This window comes from Pseudomonas sp. PSB18 (assembly GCF_014596565.1).
Classification (GTDB): Bacteria; Pseudomonadota; Gammaproteobacteria; order Pseudomonadales; family Pseudomonadaceae; genus Aquipseudomonas.
The window spans coordinates 373061-399139 of sequence record NZ_NOIN01000002.1; the positions used below are offsets into that span (position 1 = coordinate 373061).

Consider the following 26079-nt stretch of genomic DNA (forward strand, 5'->3'; position numbering starts at 1 on the left):
CTCGATCCGAACACCGCATAAGTAAATTCCGCGCTTACCCCCAGTTCGGTCTGTCAGAAGGTGGATTTGTAGGCTGATACCTACTCGCTCCCACAGGGTTTCAAGCTGCCGCAAAGCTTTACACGGCAGCTTTGCGGATCGTCGCCAGCAGACCCGCCGCGCCAATGAACAACCCGGCGAAGGTCCGGTTCATCCGCCGTTGCTGCTTGGGCGTGCGCAACAGGCGCAGGACTTTGGAGGCCAGCCCGGTGTAGCCGGCCATGACGATGAGGTCGACGCAAATCATGGTCACGCCCAGGATCAGGTATTGCTTGAGCAGAGGTGCATGGGGGTCGATGAACTGCGGCAGCACCGCCAGCATGAACACCAGTGCCTTGGGGTTGCTGATGTTCACCAGGAAGCCACGGAACATCAGCGCCAAGGGCTTGCCGATGGGCCGCGGGGTGGCGTCGTCACTGATCTCGCCGGGGATGGCTCGCCACTGCTTGATGCCCAGGAACACCAGGTAGGCGACCCCGAACCATTTGATCGCATAGAACGCCGTGGCTGAGGTGGAGAGGATCGCGCCGACGCCTGCGGCGACAATCACGATCTGCAATGCCAGGCCCAATTGCAGGCCCAGGGCATTCCAGTAGCCACGCCAGAAACCGTACTGCAGACCGCTGGACATCGATGCGATGGCACCGGCGCCCGGCGAAAGACTGATCACCCAACAAGCGGCGAAAAACGCCAGCCATGTTTCCAGCACCATTGCACACCTCGGCCGAGATTCATCTAGACGACTAAGCTAATGCGCCGCCGAGCAACTGACCATCGTTATTTTTCAAAGAACCATGGCGTACCGGGGGCTGGCTATTCGACGAAACCACCCACCGGAAAAGCCTCGCTGCCGCGCCAACGCCGGACCGAACGCTGGAAGAACAGGCTGTTGGGCACTTGCACCATGGAACTGCCGGTGCCGAGTTCCTCGGGCTCGATCAAGGTGGTGTAAAGCAGGTTGATCGCGACCACGCGCCCCTTGATGCCGGGCTTGTCGGTCGCCTCTACCAGCTCGACCACATCGCCCAGGCGGAATGGCCCGACGGTGTAGATCAGGACGGCGCACAGCAGGTTCGACAACACGCTCCAGATGGCGAAAAAGGCCACGGCCGCCACCGCGACAAAGCCTGAAATCGCAGTCCACAATACCGTGGCCGACACCCCCAGGCGCTCGAGCACCACCAGCACCGCGCTGCCCATGATCAGCCAGCGCAGCACGCCCCGCAGGACAATCAGCAGGTGGGGCGGAAACGGGTAGCGCTCGCCGAGTCCTGTGAGCGCACGCGCCACGACACGCTGCATCACATAACCGACCAGCAGGATCAGCAGGACTTGCACACCGAGCCAGAGCGGCTCGATCCACATGACCGGGATGGGCAAGGTCAACGCTTCCATCAGGACAGCGCCTCCAGCTCCGCTTGCAGGGTTTCCAGCAACTCCAGGGCCTGCATCCACGCCTCCTCAAGCTCCGCTTCTCGAACCTTCAACCGGGCCTGTTCGGCCAACAGATCGCGCAGTTCATCCTTGCGCGCTGCCTCGTAGAGACCACTGTCCCCGAGGCTGGTTTCGATTTCATGCAGTTTTTCATGCAGCTTGCCCAACTCGGATTCGAGCTTGTCGGCCTCACGCTTGTGCGGCGCCAGCTGCTGACGCAGGGCCGCGGCGGCTTGACGCTGGGCTTTCTTGTCGGTCTTGTCCGGGTTCACTGATGCAGTACTGACCGGCGCATTGCGCTGGCGGTACTCCACCAGCCAACGGGCATAGTCTTCGAGGTCGCCGTCGAACTCCTCGACCTTGCCGTCGGCCACCAGGAAGAAATTGTCCGTGGTGCTCTTGAGCAGATGCCGATCGTGAGACACCACCAGCACCGCACCACTGAACTCCTGCAAGGCCATGGTCAGGGCCAGACGCATCTCCAGGTCCAGGTGGTTGGTCGGTTCGTCGAGCAAGAGCAGGTTCGGCCTTTCCCACGCGATCAAGGCCAGCGCCAGGCGCGCCTTCTCGCCGCCGGAGAAATTCAGCACCGGCTCGTCGATGCGCGCGCCACGGAAGTCGAAACCGCCGAGGAAGTCACGCAAGGTCTGTTCGCGTTCGGTCGGCGCCAGGCGCTGCAAGTGCAACAACGGGCTGGCCTTGGCATCGAGGGAGTCCAGCTGGTGCTGGGCGAAGTAGCCGACCACAGTGTTCTCGCCGCGGGTCAGGCGCCCGGCCAGGGGCTGGAGTTCACCGGAGAGGTTCTTGATGAGGGTCGATTTACCGGCACCGTTGGGTCCCAGCAGACCGATCCGCGCACCGGGCGTCAGCTGCAGCTTGACCTTCTCCAGTACGGTCTTGTCGCCATAACCCAGTCGCGCGTCGGACAGGTCGATCAACGGGCTGGAGATCTTGGTCGACTCGCGGAAGACGAAATCGAACGGCGAATCGACGTGGGCCGCGGACAACTCCTCCATCCGCTCCAGCGCCTTGATCCGGCTCTGGGCCTGACGGGCCTTGGTGGCCTGGGCCTTGAAGCGGGCGATGTAGCTTTCCATGTGCGCACGTTGCGCCTGCTGCTTCTCGTAGGCCTGCTGTTGCTGGGCCAGGCGCTCGGCACGGGCGCGTTCGAAAGCCGTGTAGCCGCCGCGATACAGGACGAGCTTGCGCTGATCGACGTGGGCCACATGGTCCACCACCGCGTCGAGAAAATCACGGTCGTGGGAAATCAGCAGCAGCGTACCCGGGTAGCTCTTGAGCCAGTCCTCGAGCCAGATGATGGCGTCGAGGTCCAAGTGGTTGGTCGGCTCGTCGAGCAACAGCAGGTCCGAGGGACACATCAAGGCCTGGGCCAGGTTCAGCCGCATCCGCCAGCCGCCGGAGAAATCCCCGACCTGGCGGTCCATCTGTTCATTGGTAAACCCCAGCCCGGCGAGCAATTTGCGAGCGCGGGCATCGGCGGTATAGCCGTCGGCGCTGTCGAGCTCCGAATGCAACCGGGCCAGGGCGGCGCCGTCATGAGCCGCTTCGGCGACAGCCAGATCGCGCTGAACCTGACGCAGGCGTATATCGCCGTCGAGCACGTAGTCCACAGCCAGGCGTTCGAGGGTATCGACCTCCTGGCGCATGTGGGCGATACGCCAGTCAGCGGGCAGCGAGCAATCACCGGAGTCCGGATGAAGCTCGCCGCGCAACAAGGCGAACAGGCTCGATTTGCCAGCGCCGTTGGCACCGATGAGGCCAGCTTTGTGACCGGCGTGCAGGGTCAGCTCGGCGTCTTCTAGCAGACGTTGCGGGCCACGTTGTAAAGTCAGGTTCTGAAGTCGGATCATAATGGCGGCGGAGTCTACCAGCTTCGCTCGCAACTGGCGCGAGTAGCACGATGTCCTCTGACCTGTGGAATTTCTCCCTCGACCTCTATGCCCGGCCCGGCGTGGAGCAGAGCTGCCTGGCATTGCAGGAGGCCGGCGCAAGCGTCTGCCTGCTGCTTTGCGGCCTGTGGCTGGAACAGCGCGGTGTGGCGTGCGATGAACAAAGGCTGCAACAACTTCAGCGGCTGGCGGAGCCTTGGGATAAACAGGTGGTCCAGCCACTGCGGACGCTTCGCACCCAATGGAAAGCGGATGCCGTTCAAGACCCGGACCTCACGCACTTGCGCGAGCAGGTCAAGAAACTGGAGCTGGAAGCCGAACGGTGTTTGTTGGAGCGACTGGAGGCCGTGGCTGCAGATTGGCCCGAGGGCCAACAGAACGATTCAGCGCGATGGCTGCAAGGGCTGGCGGCGAGTGCCGAACCAGCGAACCACGACGCGCTGCATCAGCTGCGCGTCGCGGTCTCCAGCACTTAGGAAGCGCTGGTTGGGGTGCTGGTGCTCGGCGCAACGGAAGCGGATGGGCTGACCGTCGAAGCCGGAGTGCTGGCGGCTGGCGCAGGGGTCGCTGTCGAGGCCGACGATGCAGGCTTGGCGGCTGGCGCAGTCGCGGGTTTTGCAGCGGCTGGCTTTTTCACAGCGGGTTTGGCGGCTGGCTTGGCAGCGGGTTTGGCTGCAGCAGGTTTCGCTGCCGGTTTTGCAGCAGCAGGTTTTGCAGCGGCTGGCTTGGCGGCAGCTGGCTTGGCGGCGGATTTGGCCGCAGCCGGTTTGGCAGCCGGTTTAGCTGCAGCCTTGGCAGGCGCTTTGGCAGCGGCTGGCTTGGCAGCTACAGCAGGTTTGGCGGCAGCGGTTTTCGCCGCTGCAGGCTTGGCAGCAGCCGTTTTTGTCGCCGCTGGTTTGGCAGCTGGCTTCGCCGCGACAGCTTTTGCAGGGGCTTTGGCAGCGGGCTTAGCAGCCGCTGTTTTCGCCGCGGCGGGTTTGGCGGCGGCTTTTTTGGCGGCCGGTTTCACAGCAGCTTTCGCAGCAGGCTTGGCGGCCGCTGTTTTTGCAACTGGCTTGGCGGCAGCTTTGACAGCCGGTTTTTTAGCCGCTGGTTTAGCAGCGCTGGCAGCGACCGATTTAGCCGCAGGCTTGCTCGCCGCTTTGGCCGGTGCTTTCGCGGCAGGCTTGGCAGTTGCCTTGGCCGGTGCTTTTGCCACAACGGGTTTAGCTACCGGTTTCTTGGCCGATACAGCGGCAGGCTTGGCAGCACGAAGCGTCAGCGCCTTGCCGGCCGCCTCTTGCACGCGACCCACACCCTGGGCCAGCTTCAGGCTCTCCTGGGCATCACGCTTGAGTTGCAGAATGTAGGCGCGGGTTTCGGACTGACGATCCTTCAACGCATCGAGCAGGTCTTCGAGTTCTTTCACGACGTCCTTGGCCTTGGCTTGTGCCTTGGCCTTGCCGGCGGTGGCTGCGTCTTGCAGTTTGGTGCGCGACTTGTGCAGTTTTTCCTGCGCCTTGCCGCGTTGTTTTTCCAGTTTGGCGAGCAGTTTTTCAGCATCAGCCAGGGCTTGGGAGCAGGCGTTTTCCAAATGCTCGAGCAAGGCGCCCGAGAGTTGTTGGAGCAAGTGCAACGGAGTGTTTACAGGCTTCTTGGGGGCCGACATGGTTTACCTCCTGACTGACGTGAGTGCGGCTCATACTAGACCTCTGCTGCAACCGCCGCTAGGGCATGTTGACAGTACACAAGACGTTGCGTTGCAAGAGACAAAAAATCTTCTGCGCCATTGCCGGAGCAATCTCACTTCACAGCAATCGGCGCTGGCATAATTCCTCCATTCGAGCCCGGAGAGCACACATGTCGCGTCACCTGTTTTTCCTCCTGTGCGTGGTTTGCTCCATGGTCCAGGCCGTTGAAAAAACCAGCGCAAACGATGCCCACGACCTGGCCTACAGCCTGGGCGCGAGCCTGGGTGAACGCCTGCGCCAGGACGTGCCCGACCTGCAGATCCAGGCGTTGGTGGAAGGTCTGCAACAGGCCTACCTGGGCAAGCCACTGGCGCTCAAGGATGAACGCATCGAGCAGATCCTGGCCAAGCATCAGGCACAACTGACTGCGCAATCGACGCCCCCACAGATTGAAGTGGCACTGAAGACGGAGCAGAAATTTCTCAACGAGGAAAGAAACCGGCCAGGTGTAAAACAGTTGGAAGACGGCATCCTGCTGACTGAACTCAAACCAGGCCATGGCACGAAAGCCGGTCCCCACGGCAAGGTCCAGGTGCTGTATACCGGTCGACTGCCCGATGGCACCGTGTTCGACTCCAACCACCAGGCGCAGTGGTTCAGTCTCGACAGCGTGATTGATGGCTGGCGCAGCGCGTTACCGCAGATGCCCGTAGGCGCGAAATGGCGACTGGTGATTCCTTCGACCCAGGCCTACGGTGCCGAAGGTGCCGGGGATGTGATTCCACCCTTCACCCCGCTGGTGTTCGAGATCGAGTTGCTGGGTGCGACGAGCTGATATTGCCCCAACGAAAAACGGTGCGCAGTGCGCACCGTTTTTTTTTGCAGCAGAACCGTCAGGCCTGGACCGCAGCCTCTTCCTTATGGGCGTTGTGCAGCACTTCGATCAGACAGTCCTCCAGCTCGAACCGCTCGTGCAGCAGGCCACCCAGTTCCTTGAATTTTTCCGCTACGCATTTGCCTTCATCACACAGGTCATTGAACGCCAGCAGTTTTTCGGTGATGACGTCGATGCGCGGGTAGATCTGTTCGGCGAGCTCCAGGCCACGCTTGTCGTTGAAGGCCTTGGCCTCGCCGGTGAGCTGCTCGTAGATCTCGAAATGCCCGGCAGAGACGTAGTCCACCAGCACACCGCAGAATTCCTGCAACGGCTTACGGCTTTCACCCAACGCTTCAGGTTTATCACCGAGAGCATCATAGGCCCGAACCAGTTCGTGACGCTCCTGCAACCAGCGGTCGATCAGCAGATGCACCCCACCCCAACGTTCCTGAGCATTCTGACAACTTTCGAGCATGGCGATTTCTTCCCTTGTGAGTCATGCCCCTCGCAGCCTGCATACACCTTGATGATTCATGGCAAGCCGGACACAACATGATCGAGCGGCATAATTCCAATGATACGTGCGGGCCAGATTATGCCCGCACGACAGCCGCTTCAAGGTACGCAGGCGACAAAGTTCATACAAGTGTTTAATCCGCTACCCGGACGAATTGCGACGTCTTGTCGCCCAGCGGTCGGATCAGAGCGTTCCAGACAAGGCGAAGCAGCAGGTAGGTCATCGCAATGGATACGGCGAGAAAAAACAGCAGGCTCCATTCGGGGATGCTCAGGTCGAACAATGTCCAGGTGACGCCAGCACAATCGACCACGCCGTCGAGGACACGCTGCATGGCGCTCCACCATGAGCCCACGCCCTTCATTTGAGCCAGGCAATCGGGCGAATGGCTTTGCAATAGAACCTGACGCCATGCCAGCGCCAGTCCTCCCGATACGAAAACCAGTCCCGCCATCCCGTAGAGGATGCTGCCCTTTCGCCCTGGGCCATGCATGCAGGCCGCGAGACCGTTCACCAGGAACAGCACCAGACACAAACGCTGCAAGACACACAGGCTGCAAGGCGTCAGACCGACTGCGTACTCCAGATAACTGGCGATGCCCAAAGCCAGGGCCGCGGCGGCGGAAGCCATGAAAAACAAGAAGCGAGAGCAAGCCAAAGACATGGCGGTTCCGTAACAGAAGAGACAAGCAGGTACGGTAGAGGAAAGCCCTCGGGCCTTTCAAGGCAGGCCCGCGCAGACACTTCACCAAGGGTGTAGGGAATTCCCGACAGAGACGAGGGGATTCAGCGCAATCCCCTGTAGGACTTTCCCGAATACGTCATTTGGACCTTGAATCGGGCAGCGATCGGCGACCGTCCTCTTGGCAAAACCCACTCGAACCACAGGGTTTCATCAGTATTCCTTAACTGGACAGTGCCTGGGCCGGAACCGGCAACGGCGCAGCGAGCAGGCGCTCATCCAACAGCCCCAAGCCTTCCTGGAACAGCTGGTTGCTGCGCTCGGCATCGCCCAGTTGTGCCAGTAATCTCGCCAGTTCGGCACAGGCTTCGGGATTGCGCTGGATCCGCAGGCTGCCTTCCAGATAATCCCGCGCCTTGCCCCATAGGCTGTTCTGCAGACACAGACGACCCAACGTCAACAGCAGGCTGGAATCGGCCGGATGATCCTTGAGCCAGCCTTCGGCTGCTTGCAGCTGTCGAGCCGGATCATTGCCGCGAACCAACCCGTACAGCCGTGCCAAGTGGCTGTCATAGTGACGCTTGAGCGCGGCCCGCAATACCTCCTCGGCCTCGCCCTGTGCGCCCAGCTGTCGCAGTTGCTCGGCATAGGCCAACACCAGCGCCGGTTCCTGGCGCTGCGCGGAAGTCAGCTGTTGCCAGGCGCGGTTGAGCGACTGCAAACCGACGCTGCCGTCTTCTTCGCGATGGGCCGCCAGGGAGAGATTTTCCCCCCAGGCCCGACGCTCCAGTTCAGCCAGCTCCGCCGCCGGCAAGACCTTGTCCTTGCGCAGTTCCGGCAACAGGCGAATCACCGCCGACCAATCACCGCGCTGCTGATGCAGCCGTTGCATCTGGCGCAGGACCTGGACGTTATGGGGATGACGATCATGCATGGCTTGCAGCGTGACCAGGGCGCCATCGGTGTCGCCCCGGTCCATCTGCAACTGCGCGTGGCTCAGCGCAATGGCCAGCTCCGCCTGGGGCTGGCGTTCCAGGGCACGCTCCAGCAGGTTGTCGCTCTGTTCGTAAAGTCCTTGTTCATTGGCCGCACGGGCTGCGCCGAGGTAATACAGCAACGGCTGGCGCTCGGCTTCCGCGGCGCGATGCAAATGCCGCTGGGCACTGGCCCAGCGACCTTCGGCAAGGTCCAGTTGACCGTGTTCGATCGCCACTTGCACGCGTCGGCTGCGATTGCGCCGCGACCACGGGTTGACCACGCCGCCGGAGGTGGTCACCAGGCCGATCAAGGCACGCACTCCCCGCCACAATAGCCAGAGTACCGCCACCAACGCCAGGGTGACCCACAGACCGGCTTCGTAGCGGAAGTTCTTGTACGCCACCAGCACGTAACCCGAATGCTCGGAAATCGCCACGCCCAACAGGGCGGCGGCAGCGATGACCACGAACAGAATCACGTAGAGACGCTTCATGGCGTAGCCTCCTGCCCAGCAGGCTTGGCCAGCGGCTTGACCGATTCCTCGGCATTCAGGTTGCGGCGTTCTAGGTAAGCCTGGACGCTGCTCAGGGTGGCGGTCAGGTCCGGCGTGACCACCGTCACCGGCTGCCTGGCCAGTTCAGCCACTCGCTCGAGCATGACTTTGCTCTGTGGGTTGTCCTGGTTGAAGTTGTTCTTCAGTACATCGCGGGCCTCGACCAACGCCTGGGTATACACCGGTGCCTGCCCGTTGAGGGCCGCCCACTGCGCCTGCTCCAGCGCCAGGCTCAAGGCCAGGCGCACCTGCATCAGACTCTGCCCGGCCAGCAGCGGACGGACATTCTCGTCGGCATTGAAGTCGATGCGGATATAGCGCGAGATCTGATCCCACCACTGGGCCCAGCGGCTGGCACCATCGCCATCGGCCGTCAGGCCGAGCAGGGATTCACCACGATCCTTGTACTCGGGCGCCAGCTCCGTGAGTTGCAGCACTTGCTCACGCAGGGCTCCCAGCTGCAGGAACAGGCCGGTGCGATCCGGCTGCTCGGTGCTGCGCAACGCCGCGAGAGTCTTGGCCAGTTGCTCGCGGGCCGCGAACGAGCCCGGATCGTTCTGTTCCCGCAGGATTTCGTCGGCGCCCTGGACCAGGGCCTGAGCACTGCTGATGTCTTGCAGGGCGGAAAGACGCAGGCTGGCAAGGCGCAACAGATGCTCGGCCTCGGCCAATCGCCAATCCTTGCGGCTGGCACCGAGTACGGTTTCCAGACGCTGGCTCAGGTGTTGCTGGTCGCCTTGCAACTGGGCGACCTGACGCCGTCGCTCCTCCAGCTCTTCGGCCGCCGGCATCTGCGCGAGGCGCTCGCTGAGGCGTTGCTCATTGAGCTTGAGGTCCTGGGCCTGATCATTCAGTGCCTGGACCTGGGCGGATTGTTGCTGGTTGTTGGCCTGCAGGTGACGCACCTGCCAGACACCCCAGCCGCCAACGGCCACGCCAGCGGCCCCCAGCAGCAATGCGACAATGGCCAACCCGTTACCGCGACGCGGCGCCACCGGAGCCGGCGTTTCCACCGGTGCATCGATCACGGGTTGGTCTTGATCTTTTGGCAAGGCTGTTTCGCTCACGTATCCATCCTTTGCATTAGAAAACGGCACGGATTGTTCCCGTAACGCCGCCAGCAAAGCCGCGGCACTGGCGCCACGACAATCCACAACTGATCGGGCCCCGGCGGCCCGCGCCATCTCGGCAACCCTGGGGCTTGGAACAAACAACGGCAACCGCGCCAGATCGGGCCACGCGGCGCCGGCCAGGCGGTGAAGCTGCTCGAAGCTCTGCCCACTGCTGACCATCAGTGCGTTCAAGCGTTCCGCTTCGACCTTCGCCGGCAATTCGCCTTCGCGATACTCCGGCAGGCCGCGCCGGTACAATTCCAGATAGTCGACCCTAGCACCTTGCTCGCGCAAGCGCTCTGCCAACAGGCCACGGCCACCCTCGCCACGCACGATCAGAACCTGGGGATTGGTCCGGGTCAGAGCCTGACGCAACGCCGGGTGCTCCAGCAAGGCTTCACTGTCGTCGCCATCGTCCGGATAAAACACCGTGAGGCCCGCATCGGCCAGGATCTGCCCGGTGGCCGCCCCCACGCTGAACCAGGGTTGCTCCGGGGGCTCGGGCCAATGTTCGCGCAGTTGTTCCAGGCACAGCCGGGCGGCCGGCTTGCTGACGACGATCACGGCGCAGTACTGGTCGAGCCGCTGGAGCATCGCCCGGCCGGAATCGGACACGGGGATCGGTTGGATATCCAGCAACGGCAGGCTGCTGCTGAATACGCCGGCCTCGGCCAGGACAGCCGCCAGGGCCGACGCCTCGTCCTGCGGTCGGGTCAGCAGCAACCGCCAGCCCATCACGCGTGGCCAGCCTCGCCGTAGACCTTCTTGAGGATGTCGCCAGCGCCCTGGCTCAGCAGGTCTTCAGCGACCCGCACCCCCAGCGCTTCGGCATCGCCCCGGGGCGCCCGGGCTTCGGAGCTGAGCAGCGTGCCGCCGTCCGGATCACCCACCAGGCCACGCAACCAGACCTGTTCGCCTTCCAGCACGGCGTAGCAGGCAATCGGTACCTGACAGCCGCCGTTGAGGTGTTTGTTGAGGGCGCGCTCGGCGAAAACCCGGGTCGCGGTGTCTTCGTGATGCAGAGGAGCCAGCAGCGCGTGAATTTCACTGTCGGCGCTGCGGCATTCGATGCCTACCGCGCCTTGCCCACCGGCCGGCAGGCTGTCGTCGACGCTGATGGCCGAGGTGATGCGATCCTCGAAGCCCAGGCGGATCAGGCCGGCGGCGGCAAGGATGATGGCGTCGTACTCGCCAGCGTCGAGCTTGGCCAGGCGAGTGTTGACGTTGCCGCGCAGAAAGCGGATTTGCAGGTCAGGACGCCGGGCCAGCAGTTGCGCCTGGCGACGCAGGCTGGACGTGCCGACCACGCTCCCGGCAGGCAACGCCTCAAGGCTGGCAAAAGCGTTGGAAACGAACGCATCGCGCGGGTCTTCCCGCTCGCAGATGCAAAACAGGCCCAGGCCTTCGGGGAAGTCCATGGGCACGTCTTTCATCGAATGCACGGCGATGTCGGCTTCGTTGTCCAGCAGCGCGGTTTCCAGCTCCTTGACGAACAGACCCTTGCCACCGATTTTCGACAGCGGCGAATCCAGCAGCTTGTCACCGCGACTGACCATGGGCACCAGCGTCACGATCAGGCCGGGATGGGCGGCTTCCAGACGGGCTTTGACGTATTCGGCCTGCCAGAGGGCCAGGGCACTTTTGCGGGTGGCGATGCGGATCTCGCGAGGGGACATGGATCAATCCGTACTTAAAAGATACGGCGGATAATAACAGCTCAGCCAAATCCGCTTTGACTTGAATCACGACCCCAAGGCCTCCCTGGCCGTCAATGTCCTGGAAAATAAAAGTGCAATACCGTTGGGCATTGCGCTTGCGGCCTGCACGAATTAGCCACACAGGCCACTAAAGCTGCTGCATCATCTTGCGCACGCCCGCCACATGTCGCCGACTGACAATCAGCGCGTCGCCATTGAGGCCTTTGAGAAACAGCTGGAAATGCCCAAGGGGCGTGCGCTGCAGACGCTCGATGCGCTCGCGGGCCACCAGGGCATTGCGGTGGATACGCACGAACCGCTCGCCGAACTCATCTTCAAGGGCCTTGAGGGGCTCGTCCAGCAGCACCTCGCCACTCTCATGGCGCAAGGTCACGTATTTATGGTCGGCAATGAAGTAGACCACCTGGTTCAACGGGATCAGTTCGATGCCCTTGCGGGTTCGCGCACTGATGTGGCTGCGCGGGCCGCTGCCACTTTCCGCTGCCGGACGGGTCAGCGCCGCCAGTTGCACACGGTTGGGTCGCTCGGCCTTGCGCAAGGCGTCGACCAACGCCTCGGATGCCACCGGTTTGACCAGATAGCCCACGGCACCGGCCTGCAATACCTCGGGCGGGAAGTCGTCCCGGGTGGTGCAGAACACCACGGCGGGGGGCGACTCGCGCTCGCACAACTTCGCCGCGACCTGCAGACCATCCAGGCCAGGCATGCGAATGTCGAGCAGCACAATGTCCGGCTTGTGGCTGTCGATAAGGGCCAATGCCTCTTCGCCATTGGTGGCGCTCGGCTCCAGGACACTGTAACCCTCGAGTTCGCCAACCATTCGGCTCAGGCGCTCGCGGGCCAGTGGTTCGTCATCAACGATCAGGACATTCATATTGCGCTGGATTCCTGCGTGAGTCTCGCACAAGGATAGCGTAGACAGGGGAAGTGACATCCGTCACCGCGATCCACGCTAAGACTCGCTCGAGGGCCAAAAAGTGCCGCGAGGCGGTTGCCTATCTTTACCAGCGCTTGCCGACCGATGCTCGAGGCCCGTTGTCGCACGGCGTTGCCGTAGGGATTGTTCATTTTCGATCTGATCAATATTGAGCACCCCCTGGTTGATTCGACCCATGCGCCATGATGGAAAAGCAAAACTCCTATCGTCCACTGTAGACGGTTGCCGAGACGATATTGCTCAATCGGAAAATATCGTTGTGCGCAAAACCTGCCTGAACGCCCGGCTCGTGCGCAAAAAACCTGCCGACCAGTGCCAGCGCCAGCCCCGGCAACCCTGCTATCATCCGCCGCAGCCTTTAACCGCTACTTTTTCCACAGCCGATCACGAGCGAATTCATGAGCACTGACAAGACCAATCAGTCCTGGGGCGGCCGCTTCAGTGAACCCGTCGACGCCTTCGTCGCCCGCTTCACCGCCTCCGTCAATTTTGACCAGCGCCTGTATCGCCACGACATCATGGGCTCGATCGCCCACGCCACCATGCTGGCCAAGGTCGGCGTGCTGACCGATGCCGAGCGCGACAGCATCATTGATGGCCTGAAGACCATCCAGGGTGAAATCGAAGCCGGCCAGTTCGACTGGCGTGTCGATCTGGAAGACGTGCACATGAACATCGAAGCTCGCCTGACCGATCGCATCGGCGTGACCGGCAAGAAACTGCACACCGGCCGCAGTCGCAACGACCAGGTCGCCACCGACATCCGCCTGTGGCTGCGTGATGAAATCGACCTGATCCTGGCCGAGATCACCCGTTTGCAGAAAGGCCTGCTGGAACAGGCCGAGCGTGAGGCCGAAAGCATCATGCCCGGCTTTACGCACTTGCAGACCGCCCAACCTGTAACGTTTGGGCATCACATGCTGGCCTGGTTCGAAATGCTCAGCCGCGACTATGAGCGCCTGGTTGACTGTCGCAAGCGCACCAACCGCATGCCCCTGGGCAGCGCCGCGCTGGCCGGCACCACCTACCCGATCGATCGCGAATACACCGCCCAACTGCTGGGCTTCGACGCCGTGGGCGGCAACTCGCTGGATAACGTCTCGGACCGCGATTTCGCCATCGAATTCTGCGCCGCCGCGAGCATCGCGATGATGCACCTGTCGCGCTTCTCCGAAGAGCTGGTGCTGTGGACCAGCGCGCAATTCCAGTTCATTGATCTGCCGGATCGCTTCTGCACCGGCAGCTCGATCATGCCGCAAAAGAAAAACCCCGACGTGCCGGAGCTGGTACGGGGCAAGAGCGGCCGGGTGTTCGGCGCGCTGATGGGCCTGCTGACCCTGATGAAAGGCCAACCGCTGGCCTACAACAAGGACAACCAGGAAGACAAGGAGCCGCTGTTCGACGCTGCGGACACCCTGCGCGACTCACTGCGCGCCTTTGCCGACATGATCCCGGCCATCAAGCCCAAGCACGCGGTGATGCGTGAAGCGGCCCTGCGCGGCTTCTCCACGGCGACAGACCTGGCCGACTACCTGGTGCGCCGTGGCCTGCCATTCCGCGACTGCCATGAAATCGTAGGTCATGCCGTGAAATATGGCGTGGACAACGGCAAGGATCTGGCGGAGATGAGCCTGGACGAACTGCGTCAGTTCAGCGACCAGATCGAGCAGGACGTGTTTGCGGTACTGACCCTGGAAGGCTCGGTCAACGCCCGTGACCACATAGGCGGCACAGCGCCGGCGCAGGTCAAGGCTGCCGTGGTACGTGGCCAGGCGCTCCTGGCCAGTCGCTAAGAGCTAAAAGCATCGCGAGCAGGCTCGCTCCCACAGGGGATCTCCACATGTTCACAAGTTTGTGTTCACTGAAGATCCATTGTGGTAGCGAGCCTGCTCGCGAAAGCAATCGCTAGAACAGTATAAAATTCACTTCTTGGCAGCGATCATCGCCAAAAACTCTGGCATCCCCGCTTCCCTGTCCGCCGCGATCCGCTGCACATTCGGATTCGCCCCCAACTGTTCCATCAGCGCTTTGGCTGCCGGCATGTCTGCGAACAGGTCGATATCGAACAACTTCTTGCCTACCTGTAAGGCTGGCGAAACACCGTAGAGAAAGTACAAGTCGGCAATGCTCAAGCTGTCGCCCGCGACATAAGGTGAGAACTTTCCGTGCCGACCCAGCGAGGCGAACCCCAGCAGCAGTTCAGCCCTGCTCTTTTCCTTGATGGCGTCCGGTACCGTCATGCCGAAGAATGTCTCGGCATAGCAAGCGCGCCCAGGCAGCTCGATGTACAGCTCGATCTCCCGGCACAGGGCCAGGACCTGGGCACGTTCGAACGGATCGGCGGGCAGCAGGGCCTTGCCGGGTTGGGTTTGCTCAATGTACTCGAGGATCACGCTGGTTTCGCTGATGAAGCCCTGGTCGGTTTTCAGCACCGGCACTTTGCCCCGTGGGCTGATGGCGAGTATTTCCGGGGTCTGCTTGCCATAGAACGGCACTTCTTCGAAGGGCACGCCCTTCTCCAGCAATGCCAGCTTGACCATGTTGTAGTAGTTACTGGCGCAGAAACCATAAAGCTTGAGCATTGCAAATACCTCCAGTCCGTGTGGGGTGGGCAGCCTTGCGTTATAGACTGTCGGGAGGTTTCGCGCCAGGCGCATCACGCCGCTGAATGCAGGTAAACTGGCGTCTTTCCCACAGGAGCCTGCCATGAGCGAGCCAACCGACATCGACAATGACGAAGAAGAATTCGTCGAGTCGACGCTGATCGAAGCCATTGAAAACCAGATCGAAAGCGGTAACCCGCCAGCAGCCAAGGCCACCTTCAACAAACTGACCCTGGTCAATTACGAGCGCGAAGACATCTTGAACCTCATGGCCCATGTGCTGGCCTTCGAGATCGACGCCATGCTCGATGAAGACCGCCCGTTCAATACCCAATGGTATGAAGAGGCGTTGCGCAAGCTACCTGAGCTGCCACCGGAAAAGAACTGAACCCGCTGCGCCGGGAGGGCCTGCCTCAAACACTGTGGGAGCAAGGATTGACCGCGATGAAAGCGATGCGATCGCCCACGAATCGAGGCGCCTGCATCGCGAGCAAGCTTTGCTCCCACAAACGCTCCATCGCACAAAAACAAAAAAGCCTGCCTCTGACACTGGACAGCTCGACCGAGTGCGCTCACCTTAGTGACGCTATCGACCATATTCCTAGAAAGTCTGGAGTCCTTATGTCGCTTACCCCTGAGCTGGTTGCCGAACTGGAAATCCTTGCACTCTTCAACCTGGACAGTTCCCAGGAAGGCCTGAAAATCCATCAGACCGCTGCCCCTAAAGCCATTGCCGCTGCCCAACGCCTGTACGAGAAAGAACTGATCACCCAACCCGACGGCGGTTACCTGACCAGCCTGGGTCGTGACGCCGCGCAAAATGTACAAACCGTTCTGACGATACTCAGCGTCCAAGAAGCCGCCTGACTCCCCCTGTCGCCCACGGAAATCTGCTTCGCCGGATTTCCGCAGGCGCAGGCGCCTTGCGTGAAAAATCTGACGTCCACACCCTACTTTCAGCTTAAGAATTCACCAACCCGGACGCTAAACTGCCATCACCTCTGATTTCCACGTTCGACGCCGCGAGCCGGTTTGAGCCGACATGACCCGCAATCACGAAATACGCCCCGATCTGGACGAGGGAATTGACCGTAAGGTCCTCAGCCAGCTGCGCGCACGTTTTCTCAAGCTCAACACCGTCCGGATGAATCGCGCCCTGGAGGGCCTGTCGCCTCGCCAGCAAGGCGTGCTGACGCTGCTTCCGCTGTTTTTCCACGTCAACCATCCGCTGCTGCCAGGCTACGTCTCCGGCAGTACACCGGCCGGGCTGTCAAACTACGAGCCCGACGCCAGCGTCCTCGCCGACGCCCAGCGACTGACCCGCTCGTTTTCCTACAAGCCACGCCATGGCAGCAACCCGCCGCGTCCCATCCAGGGGTTGTATCTGATGGGCAGCCTGGGCACGCTCGCCCAGGCGGACCAGAGCGACATGGATGTGTGGGTCTGCCATGGGCCGGATCTGAGCGACGACGAACTGGCCGAGCTGCGCAAAAAATGCCAATTGCTCGAAGCCTGGGCCGCGACCCAGGGCGCCGAAGCCCATTTCTTCCTGATCGATCCGGCCCGGTTCGTACTGGGTGAACGGGACAATCAACTCAGTTCCGACGATTGCGGCACGACTCAGCACTACCTGCTGCTGGACGAGTTCTATCGCACTGCGATCTGGTTGGCCGGGCGTACACCGATCTGGTGGCTGGTGCCGGTCTATGAGGAAGACAACTATGAGGCGTACACCCATACGTTGCTTTCCAAGCGCTTCATCCGCGCCGATGAAACCCTGGACCTCGGGCACCTGGCCTACATCCCGCCGGGGGAGTTCATTGGCGCCGGGCTCTGGCAATTGTTCAAAGGCATCGAGTCGCCCTACAAGTCCGTGCTCAAACTCCTGCTGACCGAGGTCTACGCCAGCGAACACCCCAATGTCCGGTGCCTGAGCTTGCGCTTCAAGCAAGCCGTGTTCGCCAATCGCCTGGATCTGGAGGAGCTGGACCCGTACATGCTGGTCTATCGCCGCATCGAGGAGTACCTCAACGCTCGCGGCGAACCCGAGCGCCTGGAGCTGATCCGACGCGCGCTGTACCTGAAGGTCAATCGCAAGCTCACCGGCCAAGGCCGCAGCAGCGGCTGGCAGCGCAGGCTGCTCGAACGCCTGGCCGGGGAATGGGGCTGGGACCCGCGCCAACTGGCGCTGCTGGACAGCCGCAGCCAGTGGAAAGTGCGCCAGGTCAGCAACGAACGTCGCGCGCTGGTCAACGAACTGACCTACAGCTACCGCTTCCTGACCCAGTTCGCCCGTACCGAAAAAACCGTCAGCCTGATCAACAAGCGCGACCTCAACGTCCTTGGCCGACGCCTGTATGCAGCCTTCGAACGCAAAGCCGACAAGGTCGAGTTCATCAATCCCGGCATCGCCCCGGACCTGGCCGAGGACACCCTGACGCTGGTCCAGTCACCCAACAAAAAAGAGCCTGGGCAGAATCAGTGGGGGCTCTACAACGGCAGCCTCAACGCCCTGGAGTGGGAGAACTTCGCACCGATCAAGCGCAGCCGCGAACTGCTGGAGCTGCTGACCTGGTGCCATCGCAACGGCGTGATCGACAGCAGCACGCACTTGGCGCTGCACCCAGGCGACAGCGACTTGAGTGAGTTCGAGCTATTCAACCTGCTGGGCAGCCTGCAACAAGCCATCGCCCTGCCCCTGGTCACGGTCGAGGAAGAACAGCTGCTGCACGCCAGCGTCCCCAGTGAAGTGCTGATCCTGGTGAACGTCGGCGTCGACCCACTCAAGCATCACCGCGACCTGAACATCCTGATGACCACCGAGCGCACCGACTCCCTGAGCTACTCAGGGGTCCGGGAAAACCTGGTGCTGACCCTCGACCAGGTCACGCTCAACAGCTGGAATGAAGTGCTGGTCAACCGTTTTGACGGCGAGCACGCGTTGCTCGATTGCCTGCGCGACTACCTCAACGATCTGCCCGCCACGCAGCACCCGCCGCGCTTGCAGGTGCGCTGTTTCTGCCACAACCGGGCGCAGTTCATTGCGCGGAGGGTCGAAGAAGTCATCAGAACGGCCCAGACCCTGCTGCTGAGCAGACTCAATCACCGCTACTTGCTGCAAGTGCAGCAGTATTATCACGTGTTGGAGCTGGTCCCTGGCCAGGTCAGGCACGTGGCGCTGGGCAGCCTGTCGGCGCTGCTGGACTACCTGGGCGAAGAGCTGAGCGGCTACAGCCCGCTGCACCTGGACCCGATGGCCTTGGAAGACCACGACCTGGCGCTGATCCTGCCCATGGGCCAGCCGGAATGCATCCAGGTGTTCTACCGGGTCAATGAGGACGACGCCGAGCTGTATGTGCTCGATGAACTCAATGCCCTGTGGCAACAGCGCCTGCCTTATCACGACGAGCACAGCCTGCTGGTGCCGCTGCAGCGCTTCCTGCAATCGGTGCTGTACCGTCGGGACGCCTTGCTGTCGATGGACACCGATCCGCCGTCGAGCCTGGAAACCCTGTACTACCAGCTCCTGCCCTCGGGTAACGGACGCGCACGCCGAATCGACATGCGCCCGGCGCCGCAGACACCCGAGAACAAGCCGTTCTATGACGTGCAGGCCATCATCGGCAAGGCGACCCATGGGCAGGTACACGTCACCCTGTATTGCAATCAACAGGAGTTTTCGGAACTGGAGCATGGCGACCAACTGTTCCGTGTGGTCGCCAGCGAGATCGTCGGGCAGCGCCGCGAGGCCGAACGCTATCGCTGCTACATCACCGACCTGGACCTCTCGGGCCTGGTGGGTGATAGCGCTTGCTCAAGCAATCTGTACCTGCGCTACAAGGCCGATCTGGAGCGCGCCCTGAACGAAGCGCTGGCCCTGGTCTGAAGCCCTCAGAGGTGGAAGTCGCCGCCCGCTTCGGGCTGGTATTCCACCGCCAGCAACGTCAGCTTCAACGTCTTGCCGCCCGGTGCCGGCCAATCGATGTGCTGGCCGACCTTCAGCCCCAGCAAGGCGCTGCCCACTGGCGCCAGGATCGAGACCTTGCCTTCGTCGGCATTCGCGTCCTGTGGATAAACCAGGGTCAGGTGATAGTCCTTGCCGATGCCTTCCTCGCGGCAATGCACCCGCGCGTTCATGGTCACGACATCGGCGGGCACTTCTTCGTGGCTCACCAGGGTCTCGGCGCGGTCCAGTTCGGTTTGCAACGCAATCACGCCCGGCAGCGTTTCGTCGAGACTGTCGATCAGGCGCTCCAGACGCTGTACGTCCAGGCGGGTAAGAGTGATGGAAGGTGCGGTCATGATCCAGGCAGACTCCTTTCTTCTGCACGAAAAAAGCAAAACCCCGCCACAGGAAGACGGGGTTTTTCACAGGCCTCGGTGAGTCGAGGCGTAGCCGGACACTATCACAGCTCAAAAAATATACAACCCGGGCCAGACAGATACACGATTGCCAGGTCCAGACAGTTCCTGTGGGAGCGAGCCTGCTCGCGATGGCGTCCGATCAATCAGCATTGATGTGACTGACACGCCGCCATCGCGAGCAGGCTCGCTCCCACGTGTATGCATTCACTTTCGATTCTGGCGCTTGAGAGCCTCAGCCCGGATCTCCCGCCGCCGCTCGTCATCGGCCGAGCGCCATTCACGGATATCCTCCACATGGCGGAAACAGCCGAGGCAGACCTTCTGCTCGTCCAGCTTGCACACGCTGGTACACGGCGACGGCACGGCAGGGCTGACGTTGCTGTAGAGCGGCTTGGGGGGCCGCGCCGGGGCGGTCTGGCTCACGCTGTCACAGGCCTTCGAACTCGAGTTCCACACCGGCCTGCTGCTTGACGATACGCTCAAGCATTTCGCCCAACTGCTCCTCGCTCTTGTCGCACATCCAGCGCTCGCTTTCCTCGTCGTAGTCGAAGTGGAAGCCACCGGACACCGCCGCCAGCCACAACTGCCGCAGCGGCTCCTGGCGACTGAAGATCAACTGGCTGCCGTTTTCGAACTTGACGGTGAGCACGCCGGCGGAGCTTTCCAGATCAATGTCCAGTTCGCTCTCATCGAAGATATCCTCCAGCATTTGCTGGGCGGTATCGACCAGATCGTGAAAACGGGCTTCAGTCAAACTCATTGCGACAACCTCGAAAATGTCTGCTCATGCTCAAGCGCCGCAAGATACGGGCGCTTCCCGACGATTGCAAAGGATATACCGACAACCACTTCCGAGGGCCGCGAAATGTCCCGGGAACTGACCACACAGGCCACCAGCCCCGCCGGACGGGAGCCCCGTTGCATAGGCAAGCCGCCGGGTGGCCGGTATACTCCGGCGCAATTAACGCATTTTCAAGGATTTCGCCATGAAGCGCCTGATCTCTTCCCTTGCTGCGCTCGTCGCGGTTGCCTGCCTTGTGACAGCCTGTGGTCAAAAAGGTCCGCTGTACCTGCCTGATGACAGCAAGTCCCCTGAAGAGCAGGCCAAGTCGTCGCAATCCAAGTCCCACTCGCACGACACCCACACCACCTACTAAGGGAACGCCATGGACGCTTTTAACTACCGTGGCGGGGAGCTGTTCGCGGAAGGGGTTGCCCTGTCCGCCATTGCCGAACGCTTCGGCACTCCGACCTACGTCTACTCCCGTGCCCACATCGAAGCCCAATACCGGACCTTCGCCGACGCACTCGACGGCATGCCGCACCTGGTGTGCTTCGCCGTGAAAGCCAACTCCAACCTGGGTGTGCTCAATATCCTGGCACGCCTGGGTGCCGGTTTCGACATCGTCTCCGGCGGCGAGCTCGAACGTGTACTGGCGGCGGGCGGCAGTCCCGACAAGATCGTCTTCTCCGGTGTGGGCAAGACCCGCGAGGACATGCGCCGCGCCCTCGAAGTCGGCGTGCATTGCTTCAACATCGAATCCACCGACGAACTGGAGCGCCTGCAGGTCGTCGCCGCCGAGCTGGGCGTGCGCGCACCGGTGTCCCTGCGCGTGAACCCGGATGTCGACGCCGGCACCCACCCGTACATTTCCACCGGTCTCAAGGAAAACAAGTTCGGCATCGCCATCGCCGACGCCGAAGACGTCTATGTGCGTGCCGCCCAACTGCCGAACCTGGAAGTGCTGGGCGTCGATTGCCACATCGGCTCGCAACTGACCACCCTCGACCCCTTCATCGATGCCCTTGACCGCCTGCTGGCGCTGGTCGACCGCCTCGGCGATTGCGGCATCTACCTGCGTCATATCGACCTGGGTGGCGGTGTCGGCGTGCGTTACCGCGATGAAGAGCCGCCATTGGTAGCCGACTACATCAAGACCGTTCGTGAGCGTCTCGCCGGGCGCGACCTGGCACTGATGTTCGAGCCGGGCCGCTACATCGTGGCCAATGCCGGCGTGCTGCTGACCCAGGTCGAATACCTCAAGCACACCGAGCACAAGGACTTCGCCATCGTCGACGCGGCCATGAACGACCTGATCCGCCCGGCGCTGTACCAGGCGTGGATGGATGTGACCGCCGTGCGCCCCCGCGATACCGCCGCCCGCAGCTATGACATCGTTGGTCCGATCTGCGAAACCGGTGACTTCCTGGCCAAGGGCCGGGAGCTGGCACTGGAAGAAGGCGACCTGCTGGCGGTGCATTCCGCCGGTGCCTACGGGTTTGTCATGAGTTCCAACTACAACACCCGCGGCCGCTGCGCCGAGGTGCTGGTGGACGGTGATCAAGCATTCGAAGTGCGTCGCCGCGAGACGGTAGCCGAGTTGTTTGCCGGCGAAAGCCTGCTACCGGAGTAAAACCATGCTGCTGCGTTTTACCAAGATGCACGGCCTGGGCAATGACTTCATGGTTCTCGACCTGGTCAGCCAGCACGCGCACATTCTGCCCAAGCACGCCAAGCAATGGGGCGACCGGCACACCGGTATCGGTTTCGACCAGTTGCTGATCGTCGAGGCGCCCAATAACCCGGACGTGGACTTTCGTTATCGGATCTTCAACGCCGACGGTTCGGAAGTGGAACAATGCGGCAACGGCGCACGCTGCTTCGCCCGCTTCGTGCTGGACAAGCGCCTGACGGCCAAGCGCAGGATTCGTGTCGAGACCAAAAGCGGCATCATCGAGCTGGACGTGCGCAACGACGGTCAGATCGGCGTCAACATGGGCGCTCCACGCTTGGTGCCAGCAGATATCCCGTTCGAAGCGCCGGCCCAGGCCCTGAGCTATCAATTGAACGTCGAGGGCACCACGGTGGAACTGGCGGCGGTGTCCATGGGCAATCCCCATGCCGTGCTGCGGGTCAGCGACATCAACAACGCACCGGTGCATGAGCTGGGGCCGAAGATCGAGAACCATCCGCGCTTTCCGGCACGGGTGAACGTGGGTTTCCTGCAGGTCATCGACCGTCACCGCGCGCAATTGCGCGTCTGGGAACGCGGTGCCGGGGAAACCCAGGCCTGCGGCACCGGCGCCTGCGCCGCCGCCGTCGCTGCGATCAGCCAGGGGTGGATGGATTCGCCCCTGCTGATCGACCTGCCCGGCGGGCGCCTGTCCATCGAATGGGCAGGCCCCGGCCAACCGGTGATGATGACCGGCCCGGCAGTACGCGTATACGAAGGACAAGTCCGTCTTTGAATGAGCCAAACCCATGACCGACAAGCCACAGGTTCCAGCGCCACAGCCCGATGAATCCTCCAGCCCGCTTCCGGAGGCTGCGGCGGTGGCCGCTTATCTGGAGGCTCATCCGGATTTCTTCGTCGAACGTGAAGACTTGCTTTCAGTGATGCGCATCCCCCATCGGCGCGGCGACACCGTGTCGCTGGTGGAGCACCAGATGAAGATCCTGCGTGAGCGCAACATCGAGATGCGCCACCGCCTTTCGCACCTGATGGACGTCGCCCGGGACAACGACCGGCTCTTCGACAAGACCCGCCGCCTGATCCTGGCCCTGATGGACGCCAGCACCCTCGAAGACCTGGTCATGAGCGTCGAAGACAGCCTGCGCCAGGACTTCCAGGTGCCCTTTGTCAGCCTGATCCTGTTCGGCGACAACGCCATGCCGGTGGGTCGCTGGGTGACCCATGCCGAAGCGCAGACTGCCATTGGCGGCCTGCTCACCGAGAACAAAAGCGTCAGTGGCAGCTTGCGCGAACACGAGCTGGACTTTCTCTTCGGCGAAGAACAGCGCAAGCAGATCGGCTCCACCGCCGTCGTCGCCATCGCCCACCAAGGTGTTCATGGCGTATTGGCCATCGCCAGCCGTGACCCGCAGCACTACAAGAGTTCGGTGGGCACGCTGTTCCTGAGCTACATCGCCGAAGTCACCGGCCGGGTACTGCCACGGGTTGCCGGTTCGCTACGTTCGGTACGCTGATGATGGAACGACAGCTGGACGCCTACTGCGAACACCTGCGCAGTGAGCGCCAGGTGTCACCCCACACGTTGTCGGCCTATCGTCGCGACCTGGAAAAAGTGCTGGGCTGGTGCCAGAAACAGAACGTTGGCAGTTGGCAGGCCCTGGATATCCAGCGCCTGCGCAGCCTGGTGGCGCGCCTGCATCAGCAGGGACAGTCTTCCCGCAGCCTGGCGCGCCTGCTCTCGGCGGTACGCGGGCTGTATCACTACCTCAATCGCGAGGGCCTGTGCGATCACGATCCGGCCACCGGCCTGGCACCGCCCAAGGGCGAGCGCCGTCTGCCGAAAACCCTCGACACCGACCGCGCCCTGCAATTACTTGAAGGCGCGGTCGAAGATGACTTCCTGGCGCGACGGGACCAGGCGATTCTCGAACTGTTCTATTCCTCCGGGCTGCGGCTTTCCGAGCTGACAGGGTTGAACCTGGATCAACTGGACCTGGCCGACGGCATGGTCCAGGTGCTCGGCAAGGGCAGCAAGACCCGTCTGCTGCCCATTGGCCGCAAGGCCCGGGAAGCACTGGAACTGTGGCTGCCGCTGCGCGCACTGAGCAATCCTGCCGATGACGCGGTGTTCGTCAGCCAACAGGGGCGGCGCCTCGGTCCACGGGCAATCCAGGTGCGGGTCAAGGCGGCCGGCGAACGGGAGCTGGGGCAGAACCTGCATCCGCACATGCTCAGGCACTCCTTCGCCAGCCATGTGCTGGAGTCCTCCCAGGACCTGCGCGCCGTGCAAGAGTTGCTGGGGCACTCGGACATCAAGACCACTCAGATCTATACCCACCTGGACTTCCAGCACCTGGCGACGGTCTATGACAGTGCCCATCCCAGGGCCAAACGCATCAAGGGCGACGAATCATGACCATCGAGCTCATCACTTTCGACCTCGACGACACCTTGTGGGATACCGCCCCGGTGATCGCTACGGCCGAAGCCGTTCTACGCCAGTGGCTGACCGACAACGCACCGAACCTGGGCGGCGTGCCGGTAGAGCATCTTTTTTCGATTCGCGAGCAAGTGTTGCGCGAAGAACCCGGCCTGAAGCATCGCATCAGCGCATTGCGTCGGCGGGTGCTGTTCCGTGCACTGCAAGAAGCCGGCTATGACCAGTGGCAAGCGTCCGAGCTGGCGGACCAGGGGTTCGAGACATTCCTGCATGCCCGTCATCAACTGGACGTCTTTCCCGAGGTGCAACCCACCCTGGAAATCCTCGCCAACCATTTCGCCCTCGGCGTGGTCACCAATGGCAACGCCGATGTCCGTCGCCTCGGGCTGGCTGACTACTTCAAGTTCGCCCTGTGCGCCGAGGACATCGGCATCGCCAAACCCGATGCGCGGCTGTTCCACGAAGCCTTGCAACGCGGCGGCGCCACGGCGCAGACCGCCGTGCACGTTGGCGACCATCCCGGCGACGACATCGCCGGCGCCCAACAGGCCGGCCTGCGGGCGGTGTGGTTCAACCCGACAGGCAAAGCCTGGGACGCCGACCATGTACCGGATGCAGAGATTCGCAGCCTGACCGAGTTGCCGGGGTTGTTGGCGGGATGGCACAGCCAGGGCTGAATCCGAGAACACCACTTGACCCTGTGGGAGCGAGCCTGCTCGCGATGAGGGCGTGCCAGTGACGTTCATGTAACTGACACACCGCTATCGCGAGCAGGCTCGCTCCCACAAGGGACTGTGTAACAGTCTTATGCCCACGAAAAAGCCCGCGACGACGGCGGGCTTTTTCAGCAAGCAGGAAGCAGAATCAGATAGGGCGGCTGCCGTACTTGTTGTCAGGCTTCTTGGGCGGATCGGCGACCACATTGGCCTCCACTTCCTGCACCTTTCCACCCCTGGCCAGGAATTCTTCCATGGCCTTGGCGAGCGCATCACGCTCCTTGTTCTTGGCCTCAACGCTCGGCAACTCGTCGACCGACACCGCAGCCTTGGCCTTACCCTTGGCGGTCGGGGCCGGTATATCGGCGCCATCGTCGTCGGCAACGTCTTCGGCTGCCGCTTCCAGGCCGTCTTCGGCCTCGTCTTCTTCACCTACTTCGAGGTCGTCGTTTTCCAGATCATCGTCGCTCATGTTCTACCTCATGACTTGCGAAAAGCAGATTAGTTATAGCCCAGCTACGCCATCTGTCGAAGGCTGCCAGAAAAAATTCAACATCCACCGGCAATCGGCGGTCATGCCCCTTCACCGTACAAAGTGGCGAGGACTTTACGAGCACCGCCATGATCACGGTGCTCGCCCAGATAAACACCTTGCCAGGTACCCAATGCCAGTCGCCCGTCCGTTACCGGAAGGCTGAGCTGACACCCCAGCACGCTGGCCTTGAAGTGCGCCGGGAGGTCGTCCAGGCCTTCGTCGTTGTGCTCATAACCGGCAGTTCCTTGTGGGATCAGCCGATTGAAAAATCGTTCGAAGTCTCGACGTACCGCCGGATCGGCGTTCTCGTTGATGGTCAACGAGGCCGAGGTATGCTGCAGCCACAGATGCAACAGACCGACGCGACATGCCCGGAGTTCAGGCAGGCCGGCGAGCAACTCGTCCGTCACCAGATGAAAGCCCCGGGGCCTCGCCCGCAGGGTGATCAGCGTCTGTTGCCACATACAGTTCTCCGCACGCTCGGCGCGCATTCTAGCGCGCTCAGGAAAAAAACAAAGA

The 26079-nt window shown here is 62.0% G+C and carries 28 protein-coding genes and 2 pseudogenes; 12 read left to right on the plus strand and 18 right to left on the minus strand.

What is annotated here, in order from left to right; genetic code table 11:
• Positions 1 to 118: 118 nt before the first annotated feature.
• The 3 genes from rhtB to CGA22_RS05825 all read right to left on the minus strand — a co-directional run bounded on the left by rhtB (position 119) and on the right by CGA22_RS05825 (position 3344).
• Positions 119 to 751: a homoserine/homoserine lactone efflux protein gene (gene rhtB / locus CGA22_RS05815; protein WP_041022637.1), complete on the minus strand. Its 633-nt coding sequence runs from the start codon at positions 749 to 751 to the stop codon at positions 119 to 121.
• A gap of 101 nt (positions 752 to 852) precedes the next feature.
• Entirely contained in the window at positions 853 to 1434 is a 582-nt protein-coding gene (locus tag CGA22_RS05820) for a mechanosensitive ion channel family protein (protein WP_041022638.1), read from the minus strand.
• Complete coding sequence (locus CGA22_RS05825; protein WP_188258504.1) at positions 1434 to 3344, minus strand: ATP-binding cassette domain-containing protein; 1911 nt, start codon at positions 3342 to 3344, stop codon at positions 1434 to 1436. The genes CGA22_RS05820 and CGA22_RS05825 overlap by 1 nt, the downstream gene beginning before the upstream one ends.
• Before the next feature lie 50 nt (positions 3345 to 3394).
• Between CGA22_RS05825 and CGA22_RS05830 the strand changes: the two genes are divergently transcribed.
• On the plus strand, positions 3395 to 3859 hold the full coding sequence (locus tag CGA22_RS05830; RefSeq protein ID WP_041022640.1) for a TIGR02444 family protein: 465 nt from the start codon (positions 3395 to 3397) through the stop codon (positions 3857 to 3859).
• Here CGA22_RS05830 and CGA22_RS05835 read toward each other — a convergent pair.
• Positions 3856 to 5031, minus strand: a complete 1176-nt coding sequence (locus tag CGA22_RS05835) for an AlgP family protein (RefSeq protein ID WP_188258505.1) — start codon at positions 5029 to 5031, stop codon at positions 3856 to 3858. The two genes, CGA22_RS05830 and CGA22_RS05835, sit on opposite strands and share 4 nt — an antisense overlap.
• Positions 5032 to 5222: 191 nt before the next feature.
• Here CGA22_RS05835 and CGA22_RS05840 point away from each other — a divergent pair, with 191 nt between their 5' ends.
• Positions 5223 to 5888, plus strand: a complete 666-nt coding sequence (locus tag CGA22_RS05840; protein ID WP_041022642.1) for an FKBP-type peptidyl-prolyl cis-trans isomerase — start codon at positions 5223 to 5225, stop codon at positions 5886 to 5888.
• 58 nt (positions 5889 to 5946) lie between these two features.
• Here the strand turns inward: CGA22_RS05840 and CGA22_RS05845 are convergent, their stop codons facing one another.
• The 8 genes and pseudogenes from CGA22_RS05845 to CGA22_RS27095 all read right to left on the minus strand — a co-directional run.
• Positions 5947 to 6405, minus strand: coding sequence for an Rsd/AlgQ family anti-sigma factor (locus CGA22_RS05845; RefSeq protein ID WP_041022643.1), 459 nt, complete (start codon positions 6403 to 6405; stop codon positions 5947 to 5949).
• A 175-nt stretch (positions 6406 to 6580) separates the two neighbouring features.
• Positions 6581 to 7111 carry a disulfide bond formation protein B gene (locus tag CGA22_RS05850; RefSeq protein ID WP_041022644.1) on the minus strand — a complete coding sequence of 177 codons (531 nt, stop codon included), beginning with the start codon at positions 7109 to 7111 and terminating at the stop codon, positions 6581 to 6583.
• Between the two features lie 241 nt (positions 7112 to 7352).
• Positions 7353 to 8600, minus strand: a complete 1248-nt coding sequence (locus CGA22_RS05855) for a heme biosynthesis protein HemY (RefSeq protein ID WP_041022645.1) — start codon at positions 8598 to 8600, stop codon at positions 7353 to 7355.
• Positions 8597 to 9727: a uroporphyrinogen-III C-methyltransferase gene (locus CGA22_RS27085; RefSeq protein ID WP_041022658.1), complete on the minus strand. Its 1131-nt coding sequence runs from the start codon at positions 9725 to 9727 to the stop codon at positions 8597 to 8599. Before CGA22_RS27085 ends, CGA22_RS05855 begins: the two co-directional genes overlap by 4 nt.
• Before the next feature lie 36 nt (positions 9728 to 9763).
• Positions 9764 to 10507, minus strand: a pseudogene (locus CGA22_RS27090) (uroporphyrinogen-III synthase); the annotation flags it as partial.
• Positions 10507 to 11448: a hydroxymethylbilane synthase gene (gene hemC / locus CGA22_RS05865; RefSeq protein WP_041022646.1), complete on the minus strand. Its 942-nt coding sequence runs from the start codon at positions 11446 to 11448 to the stop codon at positions 10507 to 10509. The pseudogene CGA22_RS27090 and the gene hemC, both read right to left, overlap by 1 nt.
• Before the next feature lie 169 nt (positions 11449 to 11617).
• On the minus strand, positions 11618 to 12364 hold the full coding sequence (locus CGA22_RS05870) for a LytR/AlgR family response regulator transcription factor (RefSeq protein WP_041022647.1): 747 nt from the start codon (positions 12362 to 12364) through the stop codon (positions 11618 to 11620).
• Positions 12361 to 12510 (minus strand): annotated as a pseudogene (locus CGA22_RS27095) (sensor histidine kinase); the annotation flags it as partial. The gene CGA22_RS05870 and the pseudogene CGA22_RS27095, both read right to left, overlap by 4 nt.
• A 315-nt stretch (positions 12511 to 12825) precedes the next feature.
• Here CGA22_RS27095 and argH point away from each other — a divergent pair.
• Positions 12826 to 14220 carry an argininosuccinate lyase gene (gene argH, locus CGA22_RS05875; RefSeq protein ID WP_041022648.1) on the plus strand — a complete coding sequence of 465 codons (1395 nt, stop codon included), beginning with the start codon at positions 12826 to 12828 and terminating at the stop codon, positions 14218 to 14220.
• A gap of 129 nt (positions 14221 to 14349) precedes the next feature.
• Here argH and CGA22_RS05880 read toward each other — a convergent pair whose 3' ends face one another.
• On the minus strand, positions 14350 to 15009 hold the full coding sequence (locus CGA22_RS05880) for a glutathione S-transferase family protein (RefSeq protein WP_041022649.1): 660 nt from the start codon (positions 15007 to 15009) through the stop codon (positions 14350 to 14352).
• A 124-nt stretch (positions 15010 to 15133) separates the two neighbouring features.
• On the opposite strand from CGA22_RS05880, the gene CGA22_RS05885 reads away from it, so the two are divergent.
• The 3 genes from CGA22_RS05885 to CGA22_RS05895 all read left to right on the plus strand — a co-directional run bounded on the left by CGA22_RS05885 (position 15134) and on the right by CGA22_RS05895 (position 18916).
• A complete protein-coding gene (locus tag CGA22_RS05885) occupies positions 15134 to 15418 on the plus strand; it encodes a hypothetical protein (protein ID WP_041022650.1) in 285 nt (94 codons plus the stop codon).
• A 233-nt stretch (positions 15419 to 15651) separates the two neighbouring features.
• Positions 15652 to 15897, plus strand: a complete 246-nt coding sequence (locus CGA22_RS05890; RefSeq protein WP_041022651.1) for a TIGR02647 family protein — start codon at positions 15652 to 15654, stop codon at positions 15895 to 15897.
• Between the two features lie 175 nt (positions 15898 to 16072).
• Complete coding sequence (locus CGA22_RS05895; RefSeq protein WP_041022652.1) at positions 16073 to 18916, plus strand: class I adenylate cyclase; 2844 nt, start codon at positions 16073 to 16075, stop codon at positions 18914 to 18916.
• Between the two features lie 5 nt (positions 18917 to 18921).
• Here the strand turns inward: CGA22_RS05895 and rnk are convergent, their stop codons facing one another.
• The 3 genes from rnk to cyaY all read right to left on the minus strand — a co-directional run bounded on the left by rnk (position 18922) and on the right by cyaY (position 20155).
• Entirely contained in the window at positions 18922 to 19332 is a 411-nt protein-coding gene (gene rnk, locus CGA22_RS05900; protein ID WP_041022653.1) for a nucleoside diphosphate kinase regulator, read from the minus strand.
• 267 nt (positions 19333 to 19599) lie between these two features.
• Positions 19600 to 19818 carry a DUF1289 domain-containing protein gene (locus CGA22_RS05905; RefSeq protein WP_041024537.1) on the minus strand — a complete coding sequence of 73 codons (219 nt, stop codon included), beginning with the start codon at positions 19816 to 19818 and terminating at the stop codon, positions 19600 to 19602.
• Positions 19819 to 19822: 4 nt separating this feature from the next.
• A complete protein-coding gene (gene cyaY / locus CGA22_RS05910; protein WP_041024538.1) occupies positions 19823 to 20155 on the minus strand; it encodes an iron donor protein CyaY in 333 nt (110 codons plus the stop codon).
• Between the two features lie 226 nt (positions 20156 to 20381).
• Here cyaY and lptM point away from each other — a divergent pair, with 226 nt between their 5' ends.
• Genes lptM through CGA22_RS05940 form a run of 6 tightly spaced genes read left to right on the plus strand, consistent with a single transcriptional unit; the run spans position 20382 to position 24986 of the window.
• A complete protein-coding gene (gene lptM, locus CGA22_RS05915; RefSeq protein WP_041024539.1) occupies positions 20382 to 20552 on the plus strand; it encodes an LPS translocon maturation chaperone LptM in 171 nt (56 codons plus the stop codon).
• A 9-nt stretch (positions 20553 to 20561) separates the two neighbouring features.
• Positions 20562 to 21809, plus strand: coding sequence for a diaminopimelate decarboxylase (gene lysA, locus CGA22_RS05920; RefSeq protein WP_041024540.1), 1248 nt, complete (start codon positions 20562 to 20564; stop codon positions 21807 to 21809).
• A gap of 4 nt (positions 21810 to 21813) precedes the next feature.
• Positions 21814 to 22644, plus strand: a complete 831-nt coding sequence (dapF, locus tag CGA22_RS05925) for a diaminopimelate epimerase (RefSeq protein ID WP_041024541.1) — start codon at positions 21814 to 21816, stop codon at positions 22642 to 22644.
• 13 nt (positions 22645 to 22657) lie between these two features.
• Positions 22658 to 23383: a DUF484 family protein gene (locus CGA22_RS05930; RefSeq protein ID WP_041024542.1), complete on the plus strand. Its 726-nt coding sequence runs from the start codon at positions 22658 to 22660 to the stop codon at positions 23381 to 23383.
• 2 nt (positions 23384 to 23385) lie between these two features.
• Entirely contained in the window at positions 23386 to 24285 is a 900-nt protein-coding gene (gene xerC / locus CGA22_RS05935; protein ID WP_024780558.1) for a tyrosine recombinase XerC, read from the plus strand.
• Positions 24282 to 24986 (plus strand): HAD family hydrolase, encoded by a 705-nt coding sequence (locus CGA22_RS05940; protein WP_041021802.1) that lies wholly within the window; start codon positions 24282 to 24284, stop codon positions 24984 to 24986. Before xerC ends, CGA22_RS05940 begins: the two co-directional genes overlap by 4 nt.
• Positions 24987 to 25173: 187 nt before the next feature.
• On the opposite strand, the gene sutA is transcribed toward CGA22_RS05940, so the two are convergent.
• Together sutA and CGA22_RS05950 are read right to left on the minus strand one after the other, a co-directional pair.
• Positions 25174 to 25497, minus strand: coding sequence for a transcriptional regulator SutA (gene sutA / locus CGA22_RS05945; protein WP_024780560.1), 324 nt, complete (start codon positions 25495 to 25497; stop codon positions 25174 to 25176).
• A gap of 101 nt (positions 25498 to 25598) precedes the next feature.
• Positions 25599 to 26024, minus strand: a complete 426-nt coding sequence (locus tag CGA22_RS05950) for a secondary thiamine-phosphate synthase enzyme YjbQ (protein ID WP_041021803.1) — start codon at positions 26022 to 26024, stop codon at positions 25599 to 25601.
• Positions 26025 to 26079 lie beyond the last annotated feature (55 nt).